Source organism: Agrobacterium sp. 22-210-1 (assembly GCF_053522525.1).
Window position 1 is genome coordinate 17,881 of sequence record NZ_JBNWCI010000002.1, and the last position, 23,167, is coordinate 41,047.

Below are 23,167 nucleotides of genomic sequence, written 5' to 3' on the forward strand. Positions count from 1 at the left end.
TAATATATGCAAGTGCTCATAATTTGCTGCGCCGCGACATTCCCGTGCGGCTGCCGACACGCAGGCGCGTGTCAGCCCGCCCCCGAAGTGTGCCGGCAATCATAACCGGCACACTAACGTCCTCGGTTAAGCCAAATGCTGATTGAAGAAACCGGCGATCCGGTCGAACGGGATTTTGTCCGCACGGTCGTAAAGATCGACGTGATTGGTATCCGGAATAATTACGAGTTCTTTCGGTTCCGCCGCGGCGGCGAAAGCGGTTTCACTGAAGTAGCGCGAATGCGCCTTCTCACCATGGATAATCATGACCGGACGCGGAGATATCTCGGCGATATAGGTCAGGATCGGCATATTCATGAATGACAGCGGCGTGGTCTGCGACCAGGCATTGCCCGAGTTGACGGCACGCGGATGATAGCCGCGCGGTGTCATGTAATAGTCGTGATAGTCGATCAGGAACTGCGCTTCACCGCCCTTCAATTCATTGTAGCGCGACTGATAGGCCGGCGTTCCCTTCTCGGCATCCACCCAGCGCTGCCGGCTCATCTGCTCCAGCGCCTGTGTACGTTGTTCAAGGGTAACGCTGTCATTGTAGCCCTTCGACATAACGCGTGACATGTCGTACATGGTGCTGGCAACGACTGCCTTCACGCGCTTGTCTGCGGCAACTGCATTCAAGGCCATGCCACCCCAGCCGCAAATGCCAATGACGCCGATACGCTCGCGATCGACATAGGATTGCAGGCCGATATAGTCCACCGCCGCACTGAAGTCCTCGGTATTGATATCAGGCGAGGCAATGTTGCGGGGCTCGCCGCCGCTTTCTCCGGTATAGGACGGGTCAAACGCCAGCGTGGCAAACCCGCGCTCCGCCATGGTCTGCGCATAAAGCCCCGAGGACTGTTCTTTCACGGCACCGAACGGACCGCCGATGACGAGAGCCGCCGATGGCTGGGTTGCGCGGTTCTTCGGCAGATAGAGATCGCCCACTAATGTGATCCCATAACGGTTCTTGAACGAGACCTTCTGGTGGTCGACATTGTCGCTCTTCGGGAAAACCTTGTCCCAGGCTGTGTTTTGGGCGAAGGCCGGTATTGTGCCCGCAGCCTGCACCATGCTGATCGCGGCAACGGCGATGCCTGTAGCCTTCATCAGGTTGCGCCTGCCGGCATTGAAAATCTCGGTCGTTTCAGTTTCGTTGGTCATGGGAGGTCTCCAGTGGTGGATTAGATGCGTTCGATACGCAGTGGAAATTCCCCGGGGAGATGCAGCGCTTCATAGCCTTGTTCGAAGCGTCCCAGCCGGACCAGACCGGGATGCTTGTAGTCGGCGTAGAACATCGCAAGATTGCCCCAGGGCATGTAATAACAGAGGTCGTATGGTCGCTCATTGTCGAATGGCCCATGGCCTTCGACGGTCAGCTTCCGAGGGAGATAGGCGATCTTCTCGTTGGAGCTGAAGTCCGTGATTTTGAGATCTAGCGGAAGCATGGATGCGAAATCGCGTGCCGATGGATTATCGTAGAGCGTCGCTATCATCGTGTTCCTTGCAAAAGTCAGCTGGATCCTCACCTCAGTTCGCTCCTGATCGTTAGGGCCGCCTTTACTGAAAACTCGGCCGGGGAAGATGAAAGCCGCGACCGCCAGCGCCAGCAGTTTGCGTCGTTTGGCGTGGGCAGATTTCATGCGCCTGCTGGTCTCCGCGTCACACGCCACGCGACAAGGGAAACGAGCGAGGAACCCCAGAGCAGCAACGCGCTCATCGTGAAGGCGGACCACCAGCCGAAAGCGTCGAATAGAACCCCGCCGAGCGACGCCCCGGACGTGATCGCCAGTTGAATGACGGCGACCTGCAGCCCACCGCCTGCCTCTGCGTCATCGGGAAGAATGCGGCTGAGCCATGTGCCCCAGCCCACGGGTGCCGCGGTTCCAAGGAAACCCCAACCGACAAGTGCGGCGACGACGGGAATTTTCGTGCTGCCAAAGGCGACCATGACAAAAGCGATACCGGCCATCAGCAAGGGGACGATCACGAGGATGCTGAACAGGCGACGGTGTAGCAGCCGTCCAATCATCCATGTCCCGACTGCTCCGGCCAACCCCATGACCAGCAGAAGAAACGACAGCGTTTCAATTCCCACCTGTGTGACCCGCTCGAGAAATGGCCGCAGATAGGTGAAAAGTGCGAACTGCCCCATGAACAGCAGGAAGATCGCAGTCATGCCTGCCGCGACAGGCGGGCGTGCAAGCAACCGGAAAACATTTGCGGATGGACGTTCGCGCCGAGGTGAAAGTGGAGGCAGGGTGATCCATTGCCACACCACCGCAAGCAATCCGATCGGCACGACCAGAAAGAACGCGCCGCGCCAGCCGATATAAGCGCCCAGGAGGCTTCCAAGCGGTGCAGAAACCGTTGCGGCAACGGCGTTACCAGCGTTCAGCAAAGCAAGCGCTTTCGGAACCTGATCGCGAGAGACGAGCCGCATCACGATCGCGGTGGATATCGACCAGAAGCCGCCGATCGAGATGCCAAGCAACGCACGGCCGAGCATCAAAACCGGGAAAGACGAAGCCAATGTCACGATCAGACCTGATACCGTCAGCAGCGCCGTCAGACCGAGGACGACGATACGCCGATCAAGCCGCTGCGTCAGGCTGGCTATGAACAGGCTGGTCATCACCGCAAAAATTCCGGAGACAGAAATCGCCTGCCCGGTATTTCCTTCCGAAACCCCGAGGTCGGCGGCAATCGGCGTCAGCAAGCTGACAGGCATGAATTCCGACGCAATCAACACGAAAGCGCACAGCGTCATACACAGAACAGCGCTCCACGCCGCGCCTTTGCTTTCTATGTTTTCATTGTAGATAAGGGTCACTTGTCCAGGTCCCATCGAAATTTGGTCATGTATTCGGACCGCAAGATATTGCCGAGAGACTTTGCCGACAATCCGTGTTAATCCGCATGGACTTATCGAAATTCAATATCAATCGGGGATTTTGATGCAGCGCGAGGACATGAAGGACCTGCTGTGGTTCATGGAGGTAGCCAAGGAACGCAGCTTCACAAAAGCTGCGGCTGCGCTTGGAACGTCGCAATCAACATTGAGCTATACCATCAAGCAGTTGGAGGCCCGCCTGGGCGTGCGTCTTTTGACAAGGACGACACGCAGCGTTGCGACGACGGAAGCCGGCGAGCGTCTTTTTCTGTCGCTTGCGCCACGATTTGAGGGCATTGAAGCCGATCTGGTGGACCTCGTCGCTTTCAGGGAAAAGCCCTCCGGCACCGTTCGCCTCACCTTGTCTGATCATGCTTTGCAGATGACCGTCTGGCCGAAATTGGCCCGGGTTCTCTCGGCCTACCCGGACATCCATGTTGAACTTTATAGTGACAACGGCATGCGCAATATCGTCGAGGAGCGTTTCGACGCCGGCGTGCGCTTGGGAGAAAGTGTCGACAAGGACATGATCGCGGTACGGATAGGCCCGGACTGGCGCCTCAGGGCCGTGGCTTCACCGGACTACTTTTCAAGGCACAGCGTCCCCGCCACGCCACAAGACCTCGTTGACCATATCTGCATCAATACACGCCAGGCAACCTGGGGCGGATTTTACGCCTGGGAGTTTGAAAAGAATGGACGCGAGCTGCGGGTCAGGGTCGACGGGCAGCTGAGCTTCAATTCCTCGATGTCCCAGATCGATGCGGCCATAAAGGGCTTCGGGATCGCTTACGTTCCCGAAGATATAGTCGAGGAACATATCGCCGAGGGACGATTGCAGGCAGCTCTCGATAACTGGAGCGAACCCTTCACCGGCTACCACCTGTATTATCCCAGCAGACGCCAGATGTCGCCGGCAATGAAGGTGATTATCGAAGCGCTACGGCATCATGCTTGAGTAAGGTTTGCTCAATGGCCACCAGCGTCTCCGGGTGTCACGAAAGCGTTAAGGAAAGGCATTAGAAACGCCGCCGACCCGTTAAAAAATGCACGGCTGTGCAAAGGCGGGCCAGCGCCGTTCCGATCTTTCCAAAAAGGGTCAGCGCTCAACAATTCCACTCGCCGAGAGCACTGGAGACAGAGATGAAACGCCGCACCTTCATGATATCAGCAGCAGGCGCCGCCGCCGGCCTTGCCCTTGCGCCGCGCATGAGCTTCGCTGCCCCGGGCACGATCGACTGGTATACTGGCGCTGACAGCAACATCCTCGATTTTTGGACCAACACGGTGAAGCCCGCTTTCGAGGCCGCCAATCCGGGTATCAAACTCAACCTCGTGGACGCCGGTGACAATGCCGGCATTATCGCCATCGGCGAACGCGCCATTGCAGCAAAGCAGACAGGCACCGACCCGCAGGCTGACTATTTCGAGCATTCCGACCCGCTGCTGCCTGCAGGCGCGATCGATGCCGGCATCTATGTGAACATGGCGAAAGCCGGTCTCTCCAACTATCCGCGCGTCAACCCGCTTGCCATCCGAAGCGAATACAGCCTGCCCTATCGCGGCAGCCAGGTTCTGCTCGCCTATGACACAGCCAAGCTGAAACCCGCGGATGCCCCGAAGACCTGGGAGCAGCTGGTTACCTGGATCAAGGCCAATCCCGGCCAGTTCGTCTATAACCGTCCCGACAAGGGCGGCTCCGGCGGCAATTTCGTTCGCCGCGCCATCCATCAGGCCAATGGTCTCGACCCCAAGGCCTTCACGGTCGACAACTACACCCAGGAATTCGGCGACAAGGCACTGGGCAAAGCCTGGGATCTGCTGACCGATATCGCCCCGTCGCTTTATGACAAGGGCGCCTATGCCTCCGGCAATACCCAGTCTCTGCAGCTTCTGTCGCAAGGCGTCGTGACGATGACGCCCGTCTGGTCCGATCAGGTTCTGAAAGCCATCGATCAGGGTGTGCTTCCTGCGGAAACGGGCCTCGTTCAGCTTCAGGATCTCGCGCTTTGCGGCGATTTTTCCCGGGCCGTGGTGCTGGCCAACGGCACCAATCGCGATGCCGCCCTCAAGCTGGCGAACTTCGTTCTCTCCGAAGAAATCCAGGGCGCCATCCTTACTGAGCTCGGCGGTTTCCCCGGTGTTTCCTGGGACTATGTATCGGCCGATCTGCGCAAGCGCTTCGCCGACATCATTCCGCAGACCATTCCGACCTTCCCGGCCGGCAAATGGGAAACCGCCATCAATGACGGCTGGTACCGTCACGTTGCTCCGAACGTCGACCGCAAGTCGTGACCGAGGTAGCAGAAGGAGCGGTTCGTCCGCTCATCGACAATTCGGCAGGCAGGAGGCCCATCGGCCTCCTGCTCGTCGCCATTCCCGTTTTCCTGATGATCTGGCTCGTCATCTGGCCGGCCATCAACGCCATAGGCCGCACCATCTGGCGTATCGGGGCCAATGGAGAAACGACGTTCGATCTTTCGAGCTACGTCTTCTTCTTTTCGGATCGCTACAGCCTCGACAATCTTGCCGTCACGCTCTGGACCACTTTGGTCTGCGCCATGCTACTTCTGGTGATCTGCCTGCCGATCGCGCTTTATCTGCGCTTTTCCCAGGGCCGCCTTTCGGCCTATGTGCAGGCGCTGGCCATCTTTCCGATGTTCGTGCCTTCAATCATCCTCGCCTTCGCCTTCATCCGCGTGCTTGGGCCCAATGGCATGGTGGATATTCTGCTCAACGCGGTCGACCTGCCGAAAATCCGCACGCCCTATCTGACCCCCTGGGGACCGGTCATCGGCCTTGTCTGGGACAATATCCCGCTGACGGTGCTGATCCTGCTGGCGGGCCTCGGCAGCGTCGCCAACCAGTCGGTGGAAGCGGCGCGGGATGTGGGCGCCAACGCGCTGCAGGTTTTCTGGCACATCATTCTACCGCGCATCTCCAATTCCATTCTCGTGGCGCTTTCCTTTTCGGTGCTCGGCATTTTCTCCTCCTTCACCCTTCCTTACCTGCTTGGCCCCGCATCGCCGGAAATGATTGGTCCCTTCATGCAGCGCACCCTTCGCGATATGCAGGATCCCATCGGCGCCATGACCCAGGCCGTCATCGCATTCGGCTTCTGTATTGCCTTCGGCCTCTTTTATGTGCGCTCAGTCGCACGCAATCAGGGGAAGTAACATGGCCGCTTTTGCACCGGCGCGCAGGCGCCTCGACTGGCCCGGCATATTCTTCGCCACTCTTCTGACCGTTGCGATCGTCGGGCCGCTCATCGTCGTTGGCACCTGGGCTTTCACCGAAGTCTGGCGTTACCCCAACGTCGTGCCGCAACAGTTCGGCTTCCGTTTCTGGGGCCAGACGCTCGGACGCCCCGATGTGTGGAACGCCCTGATGCTGAGCTTTCGGCTGACGACGGTGGTGACCCTGCTTTCGGCGCTGATCTGCCTTCCCGCCGCTTATGCCTTTGCCCGCATGAGCTTTCCCGGCCGCAACCTCTTGTTCTTCTCCTTCCTTGCCGGTCATGCCTTCCCGAAATTCGGGCTGCTGGTAGCAATTGCGGCGATCTTTCTGCAACTCAACCTCATCGGCACCTTCTGGGGCGTCGTTCTCATCCAGCTCGTCGGCACGCTGATGTTCATGATCTGGATACCCGTCGCCGCGTTTCAGGCCGTCGATCGCCGCATGGAAGAGGCGGCCCGCGATGTCGGCGCCAGTCCCCTGCGGGTCTTCTGGTCGATCACGCTGCCGCAGGCCGGACCGACCATCGCCGCCGCCGTGCTCCTGAGCTTCGTCGGAACCTTCTATGAAACCGAAGGGGCCTGGCTCATCGGCGCACCCGGCATCCGCACCATGCCGGTGCTGATGATCAGCTACATCAACAACCAGATGGTCATCCAGTATGGTGCGGTCCTGTCCGTCGTGCTCTGGGTACCGTCATTCATTGCCCTCATGTTCGCCCGCCGCATCATCGGCGGCGGCGCCTTCGCCCGCGGCTTCGGCGGTTAGGAATATTCATGTCCGTACTTCATATCCGCGGGGTCACAAAAACCTTCGCCGGTGGCACCAATGCAGTCGACAATTTCTCGCTCGACGTCGCCGATGGTGAACTCGTCTGCCTTCTCGGCCCGTCCGGTTCCGGCAAATCGACGCTGCTGCGCATGGTCGGCGGTTTCGAACAGCCGACCGGCGGACAGATCACCATCGACGGCGAAGATGTCACCCATCTGCCACCCGAGCGCCGGCCCACCGGCATGGTGTTCCAGAGCCACGCACTCTGGAGCCACATGAATGTCTTCAAGAACCTCGCCTTCGGTCTGAAGCTGCGGCGCATGCCCGCCTCCGCGATCCGGGAAAAGGTCGAAGCGGTACTCGAACTGGTGGGGCTTTCCGGTTATGGCGAACGCGCCACCAGCCAGCTCTCCGGCGGCCAGCAGCAGCGCGTGGCGCTTGCACGCTCACTGGTCCTGGAGCCGAAAATCCTCCTTCTGGATGAACCCTTCGCCAGCCTCGACCAGCATCTGCGCGAGCGCCTGCGCGAAGAGGTGCGCGATATCCAGCAGCGTCTCGGCATCACCACGCTGTTCGTCACGCATGGGCAGGACGAGGCCCTTTCCATGGCCGACCGCATCGTCGTGATGGCCAATGGCAGGACCGAGCAGATCGACCGGCCGAACGTCATCTACCGCGAACCGCAGACCCCCTTCGTCGCCGGCTTCATCGGCACGATGAACCTGATCGAAGGCGTGGTCTCGGGCGGAAACTTCACCCATGCCGGCCTGACCGTGCCGCTGCCCGTCTCCGACGGTCCCGCCATTCTCGCCATCCGCCCCGAGGCCGTTGACCTGACGGCATCCGAGACGCCGCAGGCAAGCGTTCACCGGGTGACCGATTACGGCACCCATGGCCTTGTCGATCTCGATCTTCCCGATGGTATCAGGATCAAATCGATGGTCGCCCATCCCGATCTCTTCCGGGCCGGACAGGGGGTCGATATCCTGCCGCGCGCCGTCACGGCCTTTCGCGACAACCGGCAAATCTACCGGAGCTGACCATGAACATGCCCATCCTACTCGAACGCGACGGCCACCGCACCTGGCTCAAATGGCATCGCGGCCGCCGCCGCGCCGCCGATCCCGCCTTCACCGGCGAGCGCATCATCGAGGCCATGTGCCTTGGCGCGAGCATCGAAGTCGATCTCGTCATTCACGCCGACCACGGCTGCGCCGTGCTGCATGATCTGACGCTGGAGCGGGAAACCACGGGCGCCGGAAGGGTGCGCAACACCTCCGCCGCCGCGCTGCGCCAGCTGCATCTGCGCGACAATCAGGGCCAGCCCGTATCCTCAAGGGTGATGCTGCTCGAAGACCTCTGCGCCCTGCTCGCCCGCGAGATCATCCATCCCGATGCCCTTCTGCAGCTCGATTTCAAGGAAGACCGGCACGCCCTCACCCCGCAGGTCATCGCCGGTTTCAGCGCAAGCATCGCGCCATTGGCGGGCTCCATGATCCTGTCCGGCGGTGATTTCGACGCAATCGCCGCGCTTGCCGCATCGGTCCCCGATCTCAAAACCGGATATGATCCATGTGAGGACGACACACTCGCACGGCTGCAGCAGGACGGAAACTTTTCCGGCTTCATCGAACAGGCGCTTGCCACGGCACCGGCTGCCGGAATGATCTATCTCGACTACCGGATCGTCCTTGCCGCTGAAGATGCCGGCATCGATATCATCGCCCCCATTCATGCCGCCGGCCGCCGTGTCGATGCCTGGACCATCAACCGCATCACCCCGCAATCCATCACCGATGTCGAGCGGCTTTTGCGGCTCAAGGTCGACCAGATCACCACCGATGACCCGGAAGGGCTAACCGAGGCATTCAGCCGATGACCGTCAATTACACCGCCATTCTGGAAGACATGATCGCCACCACCCGCGAGGCCGGCGCATTGACGCTCGAGCATTTCAGGCGCTTCCGCGACATCGAGATCGGCGTCAAGGGACCGGGCGACTTCGTGTCCGATGCGGACCGGCAGTCTGAAACGCTGATCCGCGAACGCCTGCTCGGCCGGTATCCCTGGGGGCTGACCGGCGAGGAATTCGCTCCGGTTGACGGTTCGGATGCCGAACATCGCTGGCTGGTCGATCCCATCGATGGCACCACCAATTTCATCTATGGCCAGCACTACACCATCACCATTGCGCTTCGCCGCGGCAACGAGACGATCTGCGGGCTCGTCTATAATCCCGTCGCCGACGAAATGTTCACCACGATCAAGGGCGAAGGCGCATATCTCAACGGTGAGCGCCTGCGCGTCAATGCCAGCAGCGATATCGCGCTCATGTGCGTCGGCACCGGCCTGCCAACACCCAACCTCTCGCTTTATCCCGGCGCCTATCAGCGTCTCGACGATATTCGTGCCCCAATCGGCGCGGTGCGGGTCGTCGGCAGCGCCGCCAATTCCTGCGCCTACGTGGCCTGCGGCCGTCTTACCGGCTATTACGAGGAGACGGGGTTTGTCGATACCGCAGCCGGCATCCTGCTCGTTGAGGAAGCCGGCGGCATCGTGACGGACTGGTGGGGGCGCGGGCCTGAAATCTATGAGCGGACCGGCACGCTGATCGTCGCCAATGCCGCAACCCACGCCTATCTTCTCGAGCGGCTTCGTGGCGTTCCGCCCAAGGATCCCTGAGCGGCGCAGCGCGCGGTCAACACGTATCCGTCAGCACGTATCCGCCAATATGCGGGTCCTGCGAAGGATAGCGTGATCAGTAACCGCCCGTCATCAGCACGGTTTCACCGGTCATGAAACTGCAGGCCTGCGACGACAGGAAGATGGCGGCACCCACCATTTCTTCCGGCTGCCCGGCACGGCCCATCCAGTTCAGCGTCCGGACGTATTCCGCCCAGCCTTCGGGGTCCTCATCACGACGGTGGGCATTACGGTCGGTGTCGATGAGGCCGGGCGCGAGCGTGTTGAGCAATACATTGTCGCGCGCATAATCCCGCGCCTGACTCTGGATCAGATTGTGCTGCGCTGCCTTGGTGGCGGCATAGGCGGTGACGATGCCCTTCGGCCGCAGCTGATTGACCGAGCCGATGGAAACCACCCTGCCCCATTTGCGGGCCGCCATGCGCGGCAGGGCCGCCTGTAGCATATCCACCGTCGAGCCGAGATTGACCGCCAGCTGAAACGCCAGATCGGCGGGTGTCAGTTCCGAGAGCACGGCGTTGATCTGGGCGCTGGCATTGATGACAAGAATATCGACCGGTGCAATCGCCTCGGCCCGTTCGATGAGATCACGACCGGCACCGGGTTCGGAAAGATCGCCCGCCAGTTCCTGCGCCGTGCCGCCGCTTGCGACGATCCGGTGCTGCACGGCTGCGGCAGCGCCCGGCTTTACGCCATGCAGGATGACATGGGCGCCCGCGCCCGCCAGCCCCTCGGCAATGGCGGCGCCTATGCCGCGGCTGGAACCGGTGACGAGCGCCGTGCGGCCCTTCAAACCAAAGACGCTTTCGAGACGCATCCTTTATCCTTCAAACAGCGAGATGCGCGCGCCGGCAATTCCCGGGCGGCAGGAAAACAGGCCGCCGGAGAGCGGCGCGTCGGCGAGCGTGGAGGCAGGCAGGCGCGTGCGGGCGCTGGTGATGAACAGCGTCGACAGATCAGGCCCGCCAAAGGCGATGCTGGAGGGGCGCGGCACCGGCATGTCGATCACCTGGTCCAGCTTGCCGTTCGCAAGATAACGGCGCACGCACCAGCCATCCCAGATGGCGCACCACACCCCGCCTTCCGCATCCACAGCCAGACCATCCGGCCGGCCATCGGCCACTGGAATGCGGGCAAACTCACGGCGCTGCGACAGGGCACCCGTCGCCGGATCGCAATCATAGGCGTGGATGAGGCCGGGCACGGTATCGACGAAATAGAAGGTCCGGCCATCGGGGCTCCAACCGAGACCGTTGGAGACGATGATGCCGCCTTCCTTGCGCTCGGATGCGCCATTGGCGTTGATACGATAAAGCGCACCCGTGGGCTTGGAGGCATCGATGCGCATCGAGCCGACCCAGATCGCGCCATCCGGCCCGCATTTGGCATCGTTCAGGCGGTTATCGGCGATGCCCGCTTCCGGGCTGACAAAGGGTGTCAGCCGGCCGGAGGCGAAATCCAGCCATTCGACGCCATCCTGCGACGCGACCAGCAACCGCCCGCCAGTGACCGGAATGACGGCGCTGACCAGCTTGCCGGTCTCGCAGGTTTCGTTGCGGCCAGTGGCAGGATCAAAGCGGTGCACCGCCGGATGCAGGATATCCACCCAATAGAGCGCGTTTTCCCCCTCGTGCCAGACCGGGCTTTCCCCCAGCTGCGCACCCCATGGCAGAATGCAGCTCAGTTCGGCGCTGGGGCGGCCCGTTGCCGAACGCGGGCGTGGCCGCGAGCTGATCGCCACGGCCCCGGCTGCACCGGTAATGCGACGGGCGGCGGCAATCAATTCACGCCCGGCGGGATGGATATTGGAGGAATCGAGCCGCGACGACGGCCCGAGCGCAACGAGCACGCCCATCGGCGTATTGTCCCGGCCCATGACGGGGGCGGCGACCGAATTCACCCCCGGCAGATGCTCCTCGTAGGAAATCGAATAACCCCGCGCCCGTGTCAGCGTCAGATCGGCCTGCAGCGCATCGAGGGTGGTGATGGTTTTGGGTGTCTGCAGATCGAGCGTCAGGCGATCCAGCAGCGCGCGGCCAACGGCGGGATCCTGAAAGGCGAGCAGCGCTTTGCCCGGTGCGGTGCAATGCAGGGGAACGCGACGTCCCACCTCAACACGCACCGAAAGACCGTTCGGCGAACGCTCGGCGAGATATTGCGTCATGGTGCCGTCAAGCCGGCACAGTGCAACCGTCTCCCCCAGTTCGGCGGCCAGCCGCTCGAGTTCCGGGGTCGCCGCCGAGACGAGATCGAAGCTCTCCCAGACCTTGTGGGACATTTCCAGAAAACGCTGGCCGAGGACATAGGTGCCACGGGCCTCATCCTGACGGACGAGGCCATAGGCGATAAGGGTGCGCAGGATGCGCGCGAATGTCGGCTTCGGCAGACCGGAGGCACGCAGCAGCTCGGCAAAACGCAGCGGTTCCGGTGCATCGGCGACCATGTCGAGCAGGGTCAACCCCTTGGCCAGCGCCGCCGTGCCGCCCGGCGTCTCCGGTTTCATTGCCTCTGCTCCTGCGCGAGTCGCTGCCGCCTTGCGGCCGCCGCGTCGTCCAGCATCCGGTCCATCGTCCATTCCGCTTCAAACCCCAAAGTGTTTCTGATCCGCTCGTTGGACGTATGGTAATAAACGCCGTCGCCGGGAAAATCGACTGTCACGATGGGCAGGCCGGTCAGCGCGGCAATCTTCGGCAGAAGCGCGGCGAAATCGGCCGGTTCGTCGGCACCGAGATTGAAGGTGCCACCCGCCGCCTCGGGGTGATCGAGAGCGAGCAGAATGCCCGCCACCATGTCGCGTGTATCGGTTATATGCATACGGAACGGTCGGCCGTTTTCATTGCGCGCCAGAATGTGCGACGGCTCACCGATATCGCGGGACTGGAGCAGTTCGGCGATGGCAGTATTTCCGAAATTCTGCTGCTGGCGAATGCGCGGCCGCAGGAAAAACCGGGGACCGGAAAAGAAGCTGTCCTCATCCAGCAGTTCCGCCGCATCCTGCGTATGCGAAAACCGCAGGATCACCGTTTCCATGGTGCCGCTTCGCTGGTGAAAGCGCACCAGCTCTTCGCCCAGAAGCTTGGTCAGACCATAGGGCGAATTGGGGCAAAGCGGATGGTCCTCGGTGACCGGCAGGAACTCCGGCCGGTTTTCCGGATAGACCTCTCCCGAGGAGGCGAAAACGAACCGCCGCACGCCAGCCGCCGAAGCCGCATCCAGAAGCCGGCGCGTGCCCTCGACATTGACGGCGAACATGCGGTCACGATCCGCCGGAGCCCATGACATGAAGGCGCCAAGATGCAGGACGGCCCTCACGCCCTTGATGGCCTCGGACAGTGCCTGCGCATCCTCCAGCGACCCGACGACTTCCTCGCCGCCGGTTGCCGATGGCCTCAAATCAAAACCGCGAACGGCGCGGCCCTGCGCGCGCAAGGCGGCGACAACGGCACGGCCGACACGGCCTGCCGATCCGGTGACGAGGATCATAGCCGTGCTCCGGTCTTTGCATCGAAGAGATAAAGCTGGGCCGGATCAAAACCGAGCCGGAGCGCCTCATTACCGGGAAGGTTGCCGGTATGCGAGACACGCGCGATCAGCCCCTTGGACTTGCCCTCCTCGCCATCCGCAACCCTTGCGCCCTCCGCATCGAAATAGACGTATTTTTCCGATCCGAGGCTCTCCACCAGCGTCGGGCGGACATCGAAGGTAACCGGTGCATCGCCCAGAACGAGATGTTCCGGCCGCAGGCCGACGATCACGTCGCCTTGGCGGACGGCTGCGCCCGGCAGGAAAACCTGTTGCCCAAACAGGGTAACAGCGCCATCACGCAGTTCCGCATTGAGGAAATTCATGCCTGGCGAGCCGATGAAACCGGCAACGAAAAGATTGGCCGGATTGTTGAAAAGCTCGTCGGGTGCGGCGATCTGCTGGATGATGCCGCCCTGCATGATGACGACGCGGTCCGCCATCGTCATCGCCTCAACCTGATCATGCGTCACATAAACGGTGGTGACACCGATGCGTTTGTGCAATGCGCCGATTTCGGCACGCATGTGGACGCGCAGCTTGGCATCGAGGTTGGACAGCGGCTCATCCATCAGGAAGGCCTGCGGCTGGCGCACGATGGCACGGCCCAGCGCAACGCGCTGCCGCTGGCCGCCCGACAGGTCCTTGGGCTTGCGATCGAGATAGGGTGTCACTTCCAGAATGCGCGCCGCGTCATCAACCCGGCGATCGATCTCGGCCTTATCAGTACCGCGCATCTTCAGGCCGAAGCCGATATTCTGGCGAACGGTGAGGTGCGGATAAAGCGCGTAGTTCTGGAACACCATGGCGATGTCGCGGTCGCCCGGCGCCAGATCCGTCACTTCGTGGTCGCCGATGAAGATCTGCCCTTCGCTTGCCGGTTCGAGACCGGCAAGGATTTTCAGCATCGTCGACTTGCCGCAGCCGGAAGGCCCGACCAGCACCACGAACTCGCCGTTCTCGATCTCAAGCGAAAACGGCCTGAGCACGTTGAGCGCGCCATAGGACTTGCTGACGTTGCGAATGGAAATATTGGCCATGCTTATTTCTCCGCGCCAGCGGTGAGGCCGCCGACCAAATAACGTTCCAGGAACAGGTAGATTGCGATGATCGGCAGCGCGATGAACACGGATGCGGCGGAAATGTCGTTCCAGTAGGTGACATATTCGCCCTGCATCGTGGTGATGCCGAGATTGGCCGTCCAGTTGTCCGGCGAGTTGACGAGGAAGGTGCGGGCATAGGCATAGTCTGCCCAGCTGAGCACGAAGGCATAAAGTGCGGTGGCGGCAAGGCCCGGCGTGGCGATGGGAAGCACGACGCGCACCATCGCGCCGATCGGCGAGCAGCCGTCGACCATGGCAGCCTGTTCCAACTCTTTGGGAATTGTGTCGAAATAGCCTTTCAGCATCCATGTGGCGAAAGGAATGATCATTGTCGAATGCGCCAGAACCAGCGTCCACAGGCTGCCGATCAGGCCGAAGCTGGAAAAGATCGAAAACAGCGGAATGACGAGCAGCGTCGCGGGCAGCATCTTCGCCGTCAGGACGAAGAGACCCATGGTCGCGCCGCCCCGCATGGAATAACGCGACAGCGCATAACCGGCGCTGACCGAGACCAGCATCGACAGCGCCACCGAGCCGATGGCCGCCAGCATCGAGTTCCAAAGCCACAGCAGGATCGGTTTTGCCACCCAGACGCGGGCGAAGATGTCCCACTGCGGATCGTCAGGCCAGAAGGTCGGCGGCAGGCGATACAGCTCATCGGTGGTGGAAAGTGCCGTGACCAGCAGCCAGTAGACCGGGAACAGGATCATCACCAGCGTGAAGATCACAGTCGCGTAAAGGGCAAGGCTCTGTAAAAATGTCCGTTTCATCAAAGCCTCCTCAATAGATCGATTTCGAACGCCGGCCGAGCATCAGAAGGCTCGCGACGATGCAGATCACCAGCGTCAGCACGCCGACGGCGGCGGCACGGCCGAAATTGTGATACTGGAAGGCCTGGTCATAGGTCATGATCGACAGTGTCTGGGTTGAACGCAGCGGCCCGCCGCCGGTCAGAACCTTGATGATGGAAAAGTCGCGGAATACCCACAGCAGCGTCAACACCAGCGTCACGCCCAGAACCGGCATCAAAAGCGGCATGGTGATCCAGCGGAAACGCTGCCACACACTCGCACCATCGACCTTCGCCGCCGCATAATAATCGGCGGGAATGGACTGCAGGCCAGCCAGACACATGATCGAGACGAATGGAAAACCCTTCCACACCATGGTGATCGCCACTGCCCAGAAGGCGGCCGTGGAACTGCTGACCCACGGGATCATCTGGTCGGTAAAACCGAGTTTGATCGCCAGCCAGCCGAACAGGCCGAATGAAGTGTCGAACATCCACGCAAAGATGACGACCGCGATGATTTCCGGCACGGCCCAGGGCAGTGCCATTCCCAGCCGCGCGACGGTGCGGCCCTTGAAACGGTTATTGGCGAGAAGCGCCGTGCTGAGGCCGACCGCGACGCTGCCGGCGGTAACGACGATGACCAGTTTCAGCGTTACCCAGCAGGCCAGCCAGAATTCCGGCGACGAGAACAGCCATGTGTAATTGCTTAACGAAAACGGCCGGCTGGCGCCGCCAAGCCTTGGTATCTTGACCTGCTGGAACGACAGGTCGATGGCCAGCACGAGCGGCCAGACGATGATGGCGGCAACCATCAGGACCGCGGGCGCGATCAGAATATAGCCGAGGAGATGTTGCCGGCTGGGACGAGCAAGATCGAAGAACTTGCGACGCCCAGCCCGAACGGGTTCGGTCATGGATGGTCCTCCTGCCGGATGCGAATGATGGCCATGGCCCTTTACGGGCCATGGCAGGACAACAAGATCAGGACAATGGGGGATCAACCCTTGATGGCTTCGGCCTTTGCCTGCATGGTTTTGGCCACCTCCGCCGGATCGAGATCCTGAATGATCATCCGCTGGCTTTCTTCCATCACCATCTTGCTGAACTCGTTGTAGAAAAGCTCAAGACCGGTCGGAATGCGGTCTATACCGGCTTCAGACGCGGCCTTCATGGTTTCGATCAGCACCGGGAAATGCGGGATGGTCTTTTCAACACCCGAAACATCCGCCTTCGGGCTTGGCGGTGTGTTGCCGCCAAGGGTGGCGTAACTGCGCTGGAATTCCGGCGTCATCGTCAGCTTGATGAAATCCCAGACCAATGCCTTCTGGTCGTCGGGAATATCCGCCGGCATCGCCAGCACGTTGGACGAGCCGCCGAGCGGCGGGTGCAGCGGCGGCGCGACATAAACGATGTCACTCTTGGCCGAACCCTTTTCAGTCGTGCCATAAAGCCAGGGTCCATCGAGCCGCATGGCCATCTTGCCATCGGCAAACAGCTTGCGCACGTCGCTGGCGCTCATGTCCACCGGGCTGATGCCGCTCTTCATCACGGTTTTCCAGCGTGAAAGGCCCTCGACCATCTGTGGCGTATCGATGGTGATGTTGCCGTCCTTGTCGGTCCAGTAGGCGCCGGCATCGATGATGTAGTTCAGCATTTCCGTCAGATATTGCCCCGGACCACCCTTGGTTTCGTGGCCGGTGCCGAACTGGTCGATGATGCCGTCGCCGTTCAGATCCTTGGTCGTGGCTTTTGCAGCGGCCAGGAACTCGTCATAGGTCTTCGGAACCGCAACGCCCGCTTCTTCCAGCAGCTTCTTGTTATAGGCCATGACGAAACCGAAATAGTTGTTCATGATGCAGACGGTTTCGCCGTTCCATTCGCATTTCTGCTGGCCGGCCCAGCCGGTCATGTCGATGCCGTCCTTCTTCAGCCACGGGTCAAGCGGTTCCAGCCAGCCGCTATCGGCAAACATCTGGAATTCGAAGGACGCCAGATGCACGATCTGCGGCGGCTGGTTGGCGGCGAAAAGCGTGGTCATCGTATCCGCGTAGGAACTGCGCTCCGCCTTGGTGAATTCGATCTTCACCCCCGGATGCTGTTTCTCGAAGGCGGCGATGGCGGAATGCCACCATTCGCCCGTTCCGGCATCATCGGTCTGCCAGGAAATGAACTTCAGCACGGTATCGGCCATGGCGGGCGCAACAGCACCCATGGTCATCAAAACGGCGGTCGCGGTGCTGAGCGCCAGCTTTTTCATTCTTTTGGTCATGGTTTCCTCCTCCAAAAAACCAAATCAGATACGTTCAATCAGACCGAGCGCCGCCTCCGACGGTCTTACCCCAAGTCCCGGTCCCGATGGCAGGTGATACCTGCCCTCGCGGCAATCCATGTCGCCGTCCAGCAGGCGGCGGTTCGGCTCGAAGATCGAGTGCTGGAATTCGTGTCCCTTCAGCATCGACAATGTCGACGACGCCTGCAGGCTGGCGGCAAGGAAGATGCCGGCGCCAACGGTGGCGTGCGGGATCACGTCAATGCCGTGTTCGGCGGCAAGAGCGCCGATGCGGATGAAATTGGTGATGCCCTTATGGCCCATTTCCGGCTGCACGATAGCGATGCGGCAGCGTTCGATGCGGGCGCGCATATCCCAATGGGTGCGCCACTCCTCGCCGACGGCAATCGGCACGTCGGTATTCTTCGAAACCTTCTCCAGACCGGCAATGTCCTCCGTCCAGACCGGCGCTTCAGCGAACCACGGGTCGAAGGGCTGCATTTCGGCAATCAGTTCCAGCGCCCGTTCCGGCGTCTGGTTCCAGTGCATGTCGGCGGCGATCTTCGCCTGGGGCCCAAGCACCTGCCGGAGATTGGCAATTTCCGCCGCCGGGCCATCATCAGCCACCGGTGTTGCGAATTTGAAGGCGTTGAAACCGCGATCCTGCCAGTATTTCGCCAGCTCTCCCCGCGCCTTCAGCGTTTTTTCAGGCAGGCCGGAAACATAGGCTGGAAACGTATCTACCCCGCCGCCGAGAAGGTCGCGAACCGATTTGCCGGCTTCCTGCCCGGCAATATCCCAGAGCGCGATATCGAGCGCGGCGAGCGCGTCGACGTAAAAGCCGCCGGTATAACCGCGCACCCGCATCATGTCGTAGAGGTCGTCATAAACAGCCGAAGGATCGGACGCATCGCGGCCGATCACGAAACCGGCGAGAAGATCATTGATAAGGGCGGCGACCGCGCCGGGAGCGACGATGCCATAGGTCTCTCCCCAGCCAACAGTGCCGGCCTCGGTCGTCATGCGCACCAGCACGCTGCGGTCGAAGGTGGGGTAGACCGTGCGATTGCCCTTGCGAACGATATAGCCGTTGGGATTGACCACTTCGCCTTCCCTGAGCGCGCCGAGATAGGGAACCTTGCGCGGCTGGGTCAGCGTGAAGACTTCAACGGTTGCGATGGGGCTGTTCATGCGGCCTCCGCGGCAACGAGGCCGAGTTCGACCAGATTGGCGTCAATATCCGCAATGGCCGCCGCATCAAGCTCGGGTGTCGGTGCACGCACGCCGACACCTTCGATCACGCCGCGACGGGCGAGCACATATTTGGTCAGCCGCATGCGATAGACAGCCTGCAGAACCAGAAGCGGCAGGGTGCGGACATAAATCCGGCGCGCCTCCTCCTGCCGCCCGGCGACAAGCGCCCGGTCGATGGCCACATGTTCCTCGGCGATCTCCAGCGCCGGCATGGCCGCCGTAGCACCTCGGGCATATTCGTCGAGAATGTAACGGGCGCCGCCGCCACCGATGACGCCCTTCAGCGTCGAAGGCGCATGGGCGATGATGTGGCTTATGGCCGGGCCGGCGGGAAGCGTTTCTTCCTTGACGTAGGTGACCTGCGGCAAGGCGCGCACGATCTCCACGATCGCCTGCGGCGAAAGGTCTGAGCCGCGCGGCGCAGGCGCATTCTGCAGGATGATTTCAACCTCGGGCAGCGACTCGACGACCTTGCCGAGGAATTCGATCAGCGCCGGCGCATCCGTGCCGACCGACTTGGGCGGCTGCACCATCAGGTGGCGAATGCCGAGCGCCGATGCCGCCCGCCCATGCTTGACCACGTCACGCCAGTCGGCCGCACTTGCACCCGCCACAACAGGCACCCGCCCGGCCACCGCATCCACGACGATCTTCAGCAGCGTAGCGCGCTCGGCAGCATTCAAAGTCTCCACCTCGCTGGCGAAACCGGGAAACACGACACCATCCACACCCTTGTCGAGCGCGAAGACTACCAGCCGCTTCATACCCGCTTCGTCAATGCCGCCACCAGCCAGAAACGGCGTGGGCAGAACAGGCAAAATCCCCTTGAGGCCAGCCACCATTTTTCTCCTCCCAATTAAGTATCATATTTTGATACCTTGAATTCACTAATTGACACTACATAGACTCGCACCCTATGACAAGCCCCAAGATGAAATGAACGAGGAGGTTCAAGACATGGCAGCAGCGGCGACATCGATCATCGTCGATTGGGGAACGACATCACTGAGGGCGGCGCTCGTCAGTGAAAGTGGCGAAGAACTGGATCACCTGGAAACCGCCGACGGTATTTCGAGCCTTGGCAAGGGAGAACATGAGGCGGCGCTGATGGCTGCACTCGCACCCTGGTTCTCTCGCCACGGGGCCTTGCCCGTCGCCGCACTCGGCATGATCACCAGCCGTAACGGCTGGGTCGAAGTCGCTTATGTGCCGTGCCCGGCAGGCCCGGCAGAACTTGCCGCCGGCACGGTGCGCAAGTCGCTGCCGAACGGGTCCGATCTCGTCTTTCTGCCGGGTCTTAACGACCCCGCCCGCCAGCCCTTTCCGGATGTGATGCGCGGCGAAGAAACCCAGATCGTCGGCCATGGCCTCGGCGAAGACGCCACCCTCATCATCCCCGGAACCCACAGCAAATGGGCGCGGGTGAAGGCGGGGCGGATCGACGGTTTCCAGACATTCGTGACCGGTGAAATCTTCAACCTGCTTATCAATCATTCCTTCATCGCGCGCGGTTCAACGCAGCCGCCGGTCGACGATCCGGAGGCCTATCGCTGGGGTCTGAAAGAGGCAAAACGATCCGCCGCCATGCTGTCGCTGCTGTTTTCAGCGCGAACAGGCGGGCTTGCCGGCCGGCTTTCGCCGGATCAGCTGCGGTCCTATGTGCGGGGACTGGTCATCGGGCAGGAGTTTCGGCAAGCCCGCGATGCCGGATGGTATGCGGAGGGAGACGAGGCAGCTATCGTCGGCAATGACGGGCTGAACGATCTCTATCTGGTTGCCGCAGATGTGTTCGGGCTCAAGACATCAGTGGGCGCGGACGACGTCCTGACCAAGGGGGCACTGGCCGTCCTCAAACAGACGCTTTCCTGAGCGCAGACTATCGCCGGGTGCAATCCCGACAGGACAGAGCCTTTGCATTTCATGAAACGAGGCGGCCCAAGGGCCGCCTCGTTTGGTATCAGCAAAAGCCAGACCTCAGGCAGGCCGTTCTTCACCCGCATTCGGCCGCCAGGTGATCAGCCTCTTCTCGGCAATATCGAGAATAAGGTCGATGATGAGAACGAACACGGCGAGAATGATGATGCCTGCAAAGACACCCACCGCGTCGAAATTCCCTTCGGAGCGGGCGATCAGGTAACCAAGGCCTGCCGAAGCCCCAAGATATTCACCGATGATGGCGCCAACCACCGCAAATCCCACGGATGTACGCAGCGACGACAATATCCAGCTGGCCGCCGCCGGAAAATAGACGTGGCGCAGCAGATCAGAACGCTTGGCGCCGAGAATGCGGGAGTTGGAAAGCACGACGGGGTTCACCTCGCGCACGCCCTGCATGGCGTTAAAGAAGGTGACGAAGAAGACGAGCGTCACCGCAAGCGCCACTTTGGACCACAGGCCAAGGCCCAGCCACAGGACAAAAATCGGTGCCAGAACGACGCGCGGAATGGCATTCACCGCCTTGATGAAGGGATCCAGCACGCGGGCGACAAAGGGGCTTAGCCCCAGCCATACGCCGGCGCCGACGCCAAGGCCCGTACCGATGAGATAACCGAGCACCGTTTCGCTGAGCGTGATGCCGACATGCTTGTAAAAACCCGAATCGGCTACCCAGGTGACCACCTGCATGACGATGTCATAAGGCGCCGGGAAGAAAAAGCGGTCGATCGCTCCCGAGGTGACGCCGAGCTGCCAGCCGCCCAGAAGCACCACCAGAAGCACGACCTGAATGATACGAACATTAACGGCTTGCATAGCTTTTCTCCACTTCACCGCGCAGCGATGCCCATATGTCGCGATACAGGGTCATGAATTTCGGATCGAGTTTGATTTCCGCAACGTTGCGGGGCCGTTCCAGATCAACGGGGAAGCTCTCGATGACACGGCTTTTGGGACCGGCAGCGAGAACGACGACGCGGTCTCCAAGCGCAATCGCCTCTTCGAGATCATGGGTAATCATGACCACCGCCCGACGGTCTTCCTGCCATAACCGAAGCAGCTCGTTCTGCATCAGATGGCGGGTGTGGATATCCAGCGCCGAGAAGGGTTCGTCCATCAGGATGACCTTCGGTTCGGTGATGAGCGCCTGCGCCATCTGGACACGTTTGCGCTGCCCGCCCGAAAGCTGGTGTGGAAAACGACTTTCGAAGCCCTTCAGCCCGACCTTTTCGAGCCAGGCCAGAACCTTCTGGCGCCGTTCATGTTCGGGAACGCCGCGGAACAACAGGCCAAGCTCGACATTCTGATACGCCGTCTTCCAGGGAAGCAGCGCGTCCTGCTGGAAAAGATATCCGATGGTGTTCTGCACGCCCTGAACCGGAACATCGTCAATGGCCACTTTCCCCTGCGCCGGCTTCAGCAGCCCCGCAATGGCGTTGAGGATGGTGGATTTTCCGCATCCCGTTGGGCCGACGATGGAGAGAAACTCTCCATCGCCCACTTCGAGGTTCACGTCCTGAACGGCAACGAACGAACCGAAAGCCATGGTCACGTTATCGATTGTCACCATGGGCTGGGGTTTGAATTCGCTCACGGGCTCTAGCTTTCTGGCTGGTGATGACATCTCGCCCCCCTCAGTTTGCAGCCTTCGAGGCGGCAGCCTCGACGAACTTGTTGGTATAGGTGGTGTTGAGGTCGATCGTTGCCTTGGCGACTGCGTCGTTGAAGCTTTTAAGAACCGCCAGCGGCGTTTCCAGATCGGCCGGCTCGAACCTGCCGTCTTCGGAGAAGATCGCCTTGGCCGCTTCGACAGCCTTGATGTAGGTCTTCTTGTCGCCGGAGACGAAATCATCCGGCAGCCTGTCGACGATTTCCTCGGCCGAATGCTGTTTCATCCAGTGCAATGCCCGCACGGTGGCATTGGTGACTTTCTGGATCACCTCCGGATGGGCATCGATATATTCCTGCGTCGCATAGAGCACCGAGGTGGGGTAGATGCCGCCATAAACATCCCTGGCGCCCTGGTCGCTTCGCGCATCGATGAGGATCTTGCCCAGCCCGCGCTCGACCACAATCGTCGCGGCCGGATCATAGTTGACAAGCAGGTCGATTTTTTCCTGCTGCAGCGCAGCCACGGCCGCAGCGCCGGAGCCCACACCGATGATGGAGATGTCATTGTCGCTGAGATTGTGCTGCTTCATGTAATAACGGATGAAGAAATCCGAGGACGAGCCGGGAGACGTGATGCCGACCTTCTTGCCCTTGATGGTTTCCGGCTTTGCCGGATCGAAGTCGGTATCGTTCTTTCCCGCAAGCACCAAACCCGAATTGCGGGCAAGCTGGACGAAGCCGATGACGTGCTTGTTCTGGGACTGCATCTGGATGGTATGGTCGTAAAAGCCGACGGCGACATCCGTCGAGCCCGCAACCAGCGCCTGCAGGACCTTCGAACCGCCCTGGGCAAAATTCTCTGTCGTCACGTCAAGGCCTTCATCCTTGTAGAAGCCGAGGCTGGCGGCGACAGGAAAAGGCAGGTTGTTGAGATTGTACGAGCCAACGCTCATTCTGACGGATTCGGCATTTGCAGATGCCGCCAGCGCACAGAGCGCGGCTGTTGCAAGCAGGTATTTACGCATATGGGTCTCCTC

The 23,167-nt window shown here is 60.9% G+C and carries 22 protein-coding genes and 1 pseudogene; 8 read left to right on the forward strand and 15 right to left on the reverse strand.

All coding sequences use genetic code 11. The annotated features are described in order from the left end of the window. Nucleotides 1–126: 126 nt before the first annotated feature. The 3 genes and pseudogenes from ACQZ5F_RS13100 to ACQZ5F_RS13110 form a co-directional block, all read right to left on the reverse strand. Nucleotides 127–1,206: an alpha/beta hydrolase gene (locus tag ACQZ5F_RS13100; protein ID WP_046800478.1), complete on the reverse strand. Its 1,080-nt coding sequence runs from the start codon at nt 1,204–1,206 to the stop codon at nt 127–129. A gap of 89 nt (nt 1,207–1,295) precedes the next feature. Continuing rightward, a pseudogene (locus ACQZ5F_RS13105) lies at nt 1,296–1,685 on the reverse strand (cyclophilin-like fold protein); the annotation flags it as partial. Further along, the gene (locus tag ACQZ5F_RS13110) at nt 1,682–2,890 is read right to left on the reverse strand and encodes an MFS transporter (protein WP_263647242.1); all 1,209 of its coding nucleotides are present in this window, start codon (nt 2,888–2,890) and stop codon (nt 1,682–1,684) included. The pseudogene ACQZ5F_RS13105 and the gene ACQZ5F_RS13110, both read right to left, overlap by 4 nt. A 109-nt stretch (nt 2,891–2,999) precedes the next feature. On the opposite strand from ACQZ5F_RS13110, the gene ACQZ5F_RS13115 reads away from it, so the two are divergent. The 7 genes from ACQZ5F_RS13115 to ACQZ5F_RS13145 all read left to right on the forward strand — a co-directional run bounded on the left by ACQZ5F_RS13115 (nt 3,000) and on the right by ACQZ5F_RS13145 (nt 9,622). Then, nucleotides 3,000–3,893, forward strand: a complete 894-nt coding sequence (locus ACQZ5F_RS13115; RefSeq protein WP_225339023.1) for a LysR family transcriptional regulator — start codon at nt 3,000–3,002, stop codon at nt 3,891–3,893. A gap of 185 nt (nt 3,894–4,078) precedes the next feature. Next, entirely contained in the window at nt 4,079–5,230 is a 1,152-nt protein-coding gene (locus tag ACQZ5F_RS13120; RefSeq protein WP_225339024.1) for an extracellular solute-binding protein, read from the forward strand. Beyond that, on the forward strand, nt 5,227–6,111 hold the full coding sequence (locus ACQZ5F_RS13125) for an ABC transporter permease (protein WP_137086159.1): 885 nt from the start codon (nt 5,227–5,229) through the stop codon (nt 6,109–6,111). The genes ACQZ5F_RS13120 and ACQZ5F_RS13125 overlap by 4 nt, the downstream gene beginning before the upstream one ends. Nucleotide 6,112: 1 nt before the next feature. After that, on the forward strand, nt 6,113–6,937 hold the full coding sequence (locus tag ACQZ5F_RS13130) for an ABC transporter permease (protein ID WP_052820073.1): 825 nt from the start codon (nt 6,113–6,115) through the stop codon (nt 6,935–6,937). A gap of 8 nt (nt 6,938–6,945) precedes the next feature. Further along, nucleotides 6,946–7,980, forward strand: coding sequence for an ABC transporter ATP-binding protein (locus tag ACQZ5F_RS13135; RefSeq protein WP_448731267.1), 1,035 nt, complete (start codon nt 6,946–6,948; stop codon nt 7,978–7,980). Nucleotides 7,981–7,982: 2 nt separating this feature from the next. After that, complete coding sequence (locus ACQZ5F_RS13140) at nt 7,983–8,819, forward strand: glycerophosphodiester phosphodiesterase (protein WP_052820071.1); 837 nt, start codon at nt 7,983–7,985, stop codon at nt 8,817–8,819. After that, entirely contained in the window at nt 8,816–9,622 is an 807-nt protein-coding gene (locus ACQZ5F_RS13145; protein WP_065116462.1) for an inositol monophosphatase family protein, read from the forward strand. The genes ACQZ5F_RS13140 and ACQZ5F_RS13145 overlap by 4 nt, the downstream gene beginning before the upstream one ends. A gap of 76 nt (nt 9,623–9,698) precedes the next feature. Here ACQZ5F_RS13145 and ACQZ5F_RS13150 read toward each other — a convergent pair whose 3' ends face one another. From ACQZ5F_RS13150 to ACQZ5F_RS13190, 9 genes are all read right to left on the reverse strand, one after another. Further along, the gene (locus tag ACQZ5F_RS13150) at nt 9,699–10,460 is read right to left on the reverse strand and encodes an SDR family NAD(P)-dependent oxidoreductase (RefSeq protein ID WP_448731266.1); all 762 of its coding nucleotides are present in this window, start codon (nt 10,458–10,460) and stop codon (nt 9,699–9,701) included. Nucleotides 10,461–10,463: 3 nt separating this feature from the next. After that, nucleotides 10,464–12,146 carry an SMP-30/gluconolactonase/LRE family protein gene (locus ACQZ5F_RS13155; RefSeq protein ID WP_448731265.1) on the reverse strand — a complete coding sequence of 561 codons (1,683 nt, stop codon included), beginning with the start codon at nt 12,144–12,146 and terminating at the stop codon, nt 10,464–10,466. Beyond that, nucleotides 12,143–13,126 carry an NAD-dependent epimerase/dehydratase family protein gene (locus ACQZ5F_RS13160; RefSeq protein ID WP_448731264.1) on the reverse strand — a complete coding sequence of 328 codons (984 nt, stop codon included), beginning with the start codon at nt 13,124–13,126 and terminating at the stop codon, nt 12,143–12,145. The genes ACQZ5F_RS13155 and ACQZ5F_RS13160 overlap by 4 nt, the downstream gene beginning before the upstream one ends. Next, the gene (locus ACQZ5F_RS13165; protein ID WP_225339030.1) at nt 13,123–14,205 is read right to left on the reverse strand and encodes an ABC transporter ATP-binding protein; all 1,083 of its coding nucleotides are present in this window, start codon (nt 14,203–14,205) and stop codon (nt 13,123–13,125) included. Before ACQZ5F_RS13165 ends, ACQZ5F_RS13160 begins: the two co-directional genes overlap by 4 nt. A gap of 2 nt (nt 14,206–14,207) precedes the next feature. Continuing rightward, nucleotides 14,208–15,038: a carbohydrate ABC transporter permease gene (locus ACQZ5F_RS13170; protein WP_448731263.1), complete on the reverse strand. Its 831-nt coding sequence runs from the start codon at nt 15,036–15,038 to the stop codon at nt 14,208–14,210. A 10-nt stretch (nt 15,039–15,048) separates the two neighbouring features. Next, nucleotides 15,049–15,975: a carbohydrate ABC transporter permease gene (locus ACQZ5F_RS13175; protein ID WP_046800464.1), complete on the reverse strand. Its 927-nt coding sequence runs from the start codon at nt 15,973–15,975 to the stop codon at nt 15,049–15,051. A gap of 83 nt (nt 15,976–16,058) precedes the next feature. Further along, nucleotides 16,059–17,330 carry an ABC transporter substrate-binding protein gene (locus ACQZ5F_RS13180; RefSeq protein WP_448731262.1) on the reverse strand — a complete coding sequence of 424 codons (1,272 nt, stop codon included), beginning with the start codon at nt 17,328–17,330 and terminating at the stop codon, nt 16,059–16,061. Between the two features lie 24 nt (nt 17,331–17,354). Beyond that, nucleotides 17,355–18,521, reverse strand: a complete 1,167-nt coding sequence (locus ACQZ5F_RS13185; protein ID WP_080820106.1) for a mandelate racemase/muconate lactonizing enzyme family protein — start codon at nt 18,519–18,521, stop codon at nt 17,355–17,357. Then, on the reverse strand, nt 18,518–19,426 hold the full coding sequence (locus ACQZ5F_RS13190; RefSeq protein ID WP_448731261.1) for a dihydrodipicolinate synthase family protein: 909 nt from the start codon (nt 19,424–19,426) through the stop codon (nt 18,518–18,520). Before ACQZ5F_RS13190 ends, ACQZ5F_RS13185 begins: the two co-directional genes overlap by 4 nt. Before the next feature lie 115 nt (nt 19,427–19,541). On the opposite strand from ACQZ5F_RS13190, the gene ACQZ5F_RS13195 reads away from it, so the two are divergent. Beyond that, nucleotides 19,542–20,453: a 2-dehydro-3-deoxygalactonokinase gene (locus ACQZ5F_RS13195; RefSeq protein ID WP_046800460.1), complete on the forward strand. Its 912-nt coding sequence runs from the start codon at nt 19,542–19,544 to the stop codon at nt 20,451–20,453. Nucleotides 20,454–20,558: 105 nt separating this feature from the next. Here ACQZ5F_RS13195 and ACQZ5F_RS13200 read toward each other — a convergent pair whose 3' ends face one another. The 3 genes from ACQZ5F_RS13200 to ACQZ5F_RS13210 form a co-directional block, all read right to left on the reverse strand. After that, nucleotides 20,559–21,335 (reverse strand): ABC transporter permease, encoded by a 777-nt coding sequence (locus ACQZ5F_RS13200; RefSeq protein ID WP_448731260.1) that lies wholly within the window; start codon nt 21,333–21,335, stop codon nt 20,559–20,561. Continuing rightward, nucleotides 21,322–22,089 (reverse strand): ABC transporter ATP-binding protein, encoded by a 768-nt coding sequence (locus ACQZ5F_RS13205; RefSeq protein ID WP_046800509.1) that lies wholly within the window; start codon nt 22,087–22,089, stop codon nt 21,322–21,324. Before ACQZ5F_RS13205 ends, ACQZ5F_RS13200 begins: the two co-directional genes overlap by 14 nt. A gap of 64 nt (nt 22,090–22,153) precedes the next feature. Further along, on the reverse strand, nt 22,154–23,155 hold the full coding sequence (locus ACQZ5F_RS13210; RefSeq protein ID WP_052820061.1) for an ABC transporter substrate-binding protein: 1,002 nt from the start codon (nt 23,153–23,155) through the stop codon (nt 22,154–22,156). Between the last annotated feature and the right edge of the window lie 12 nt (nt 23,156–23,167).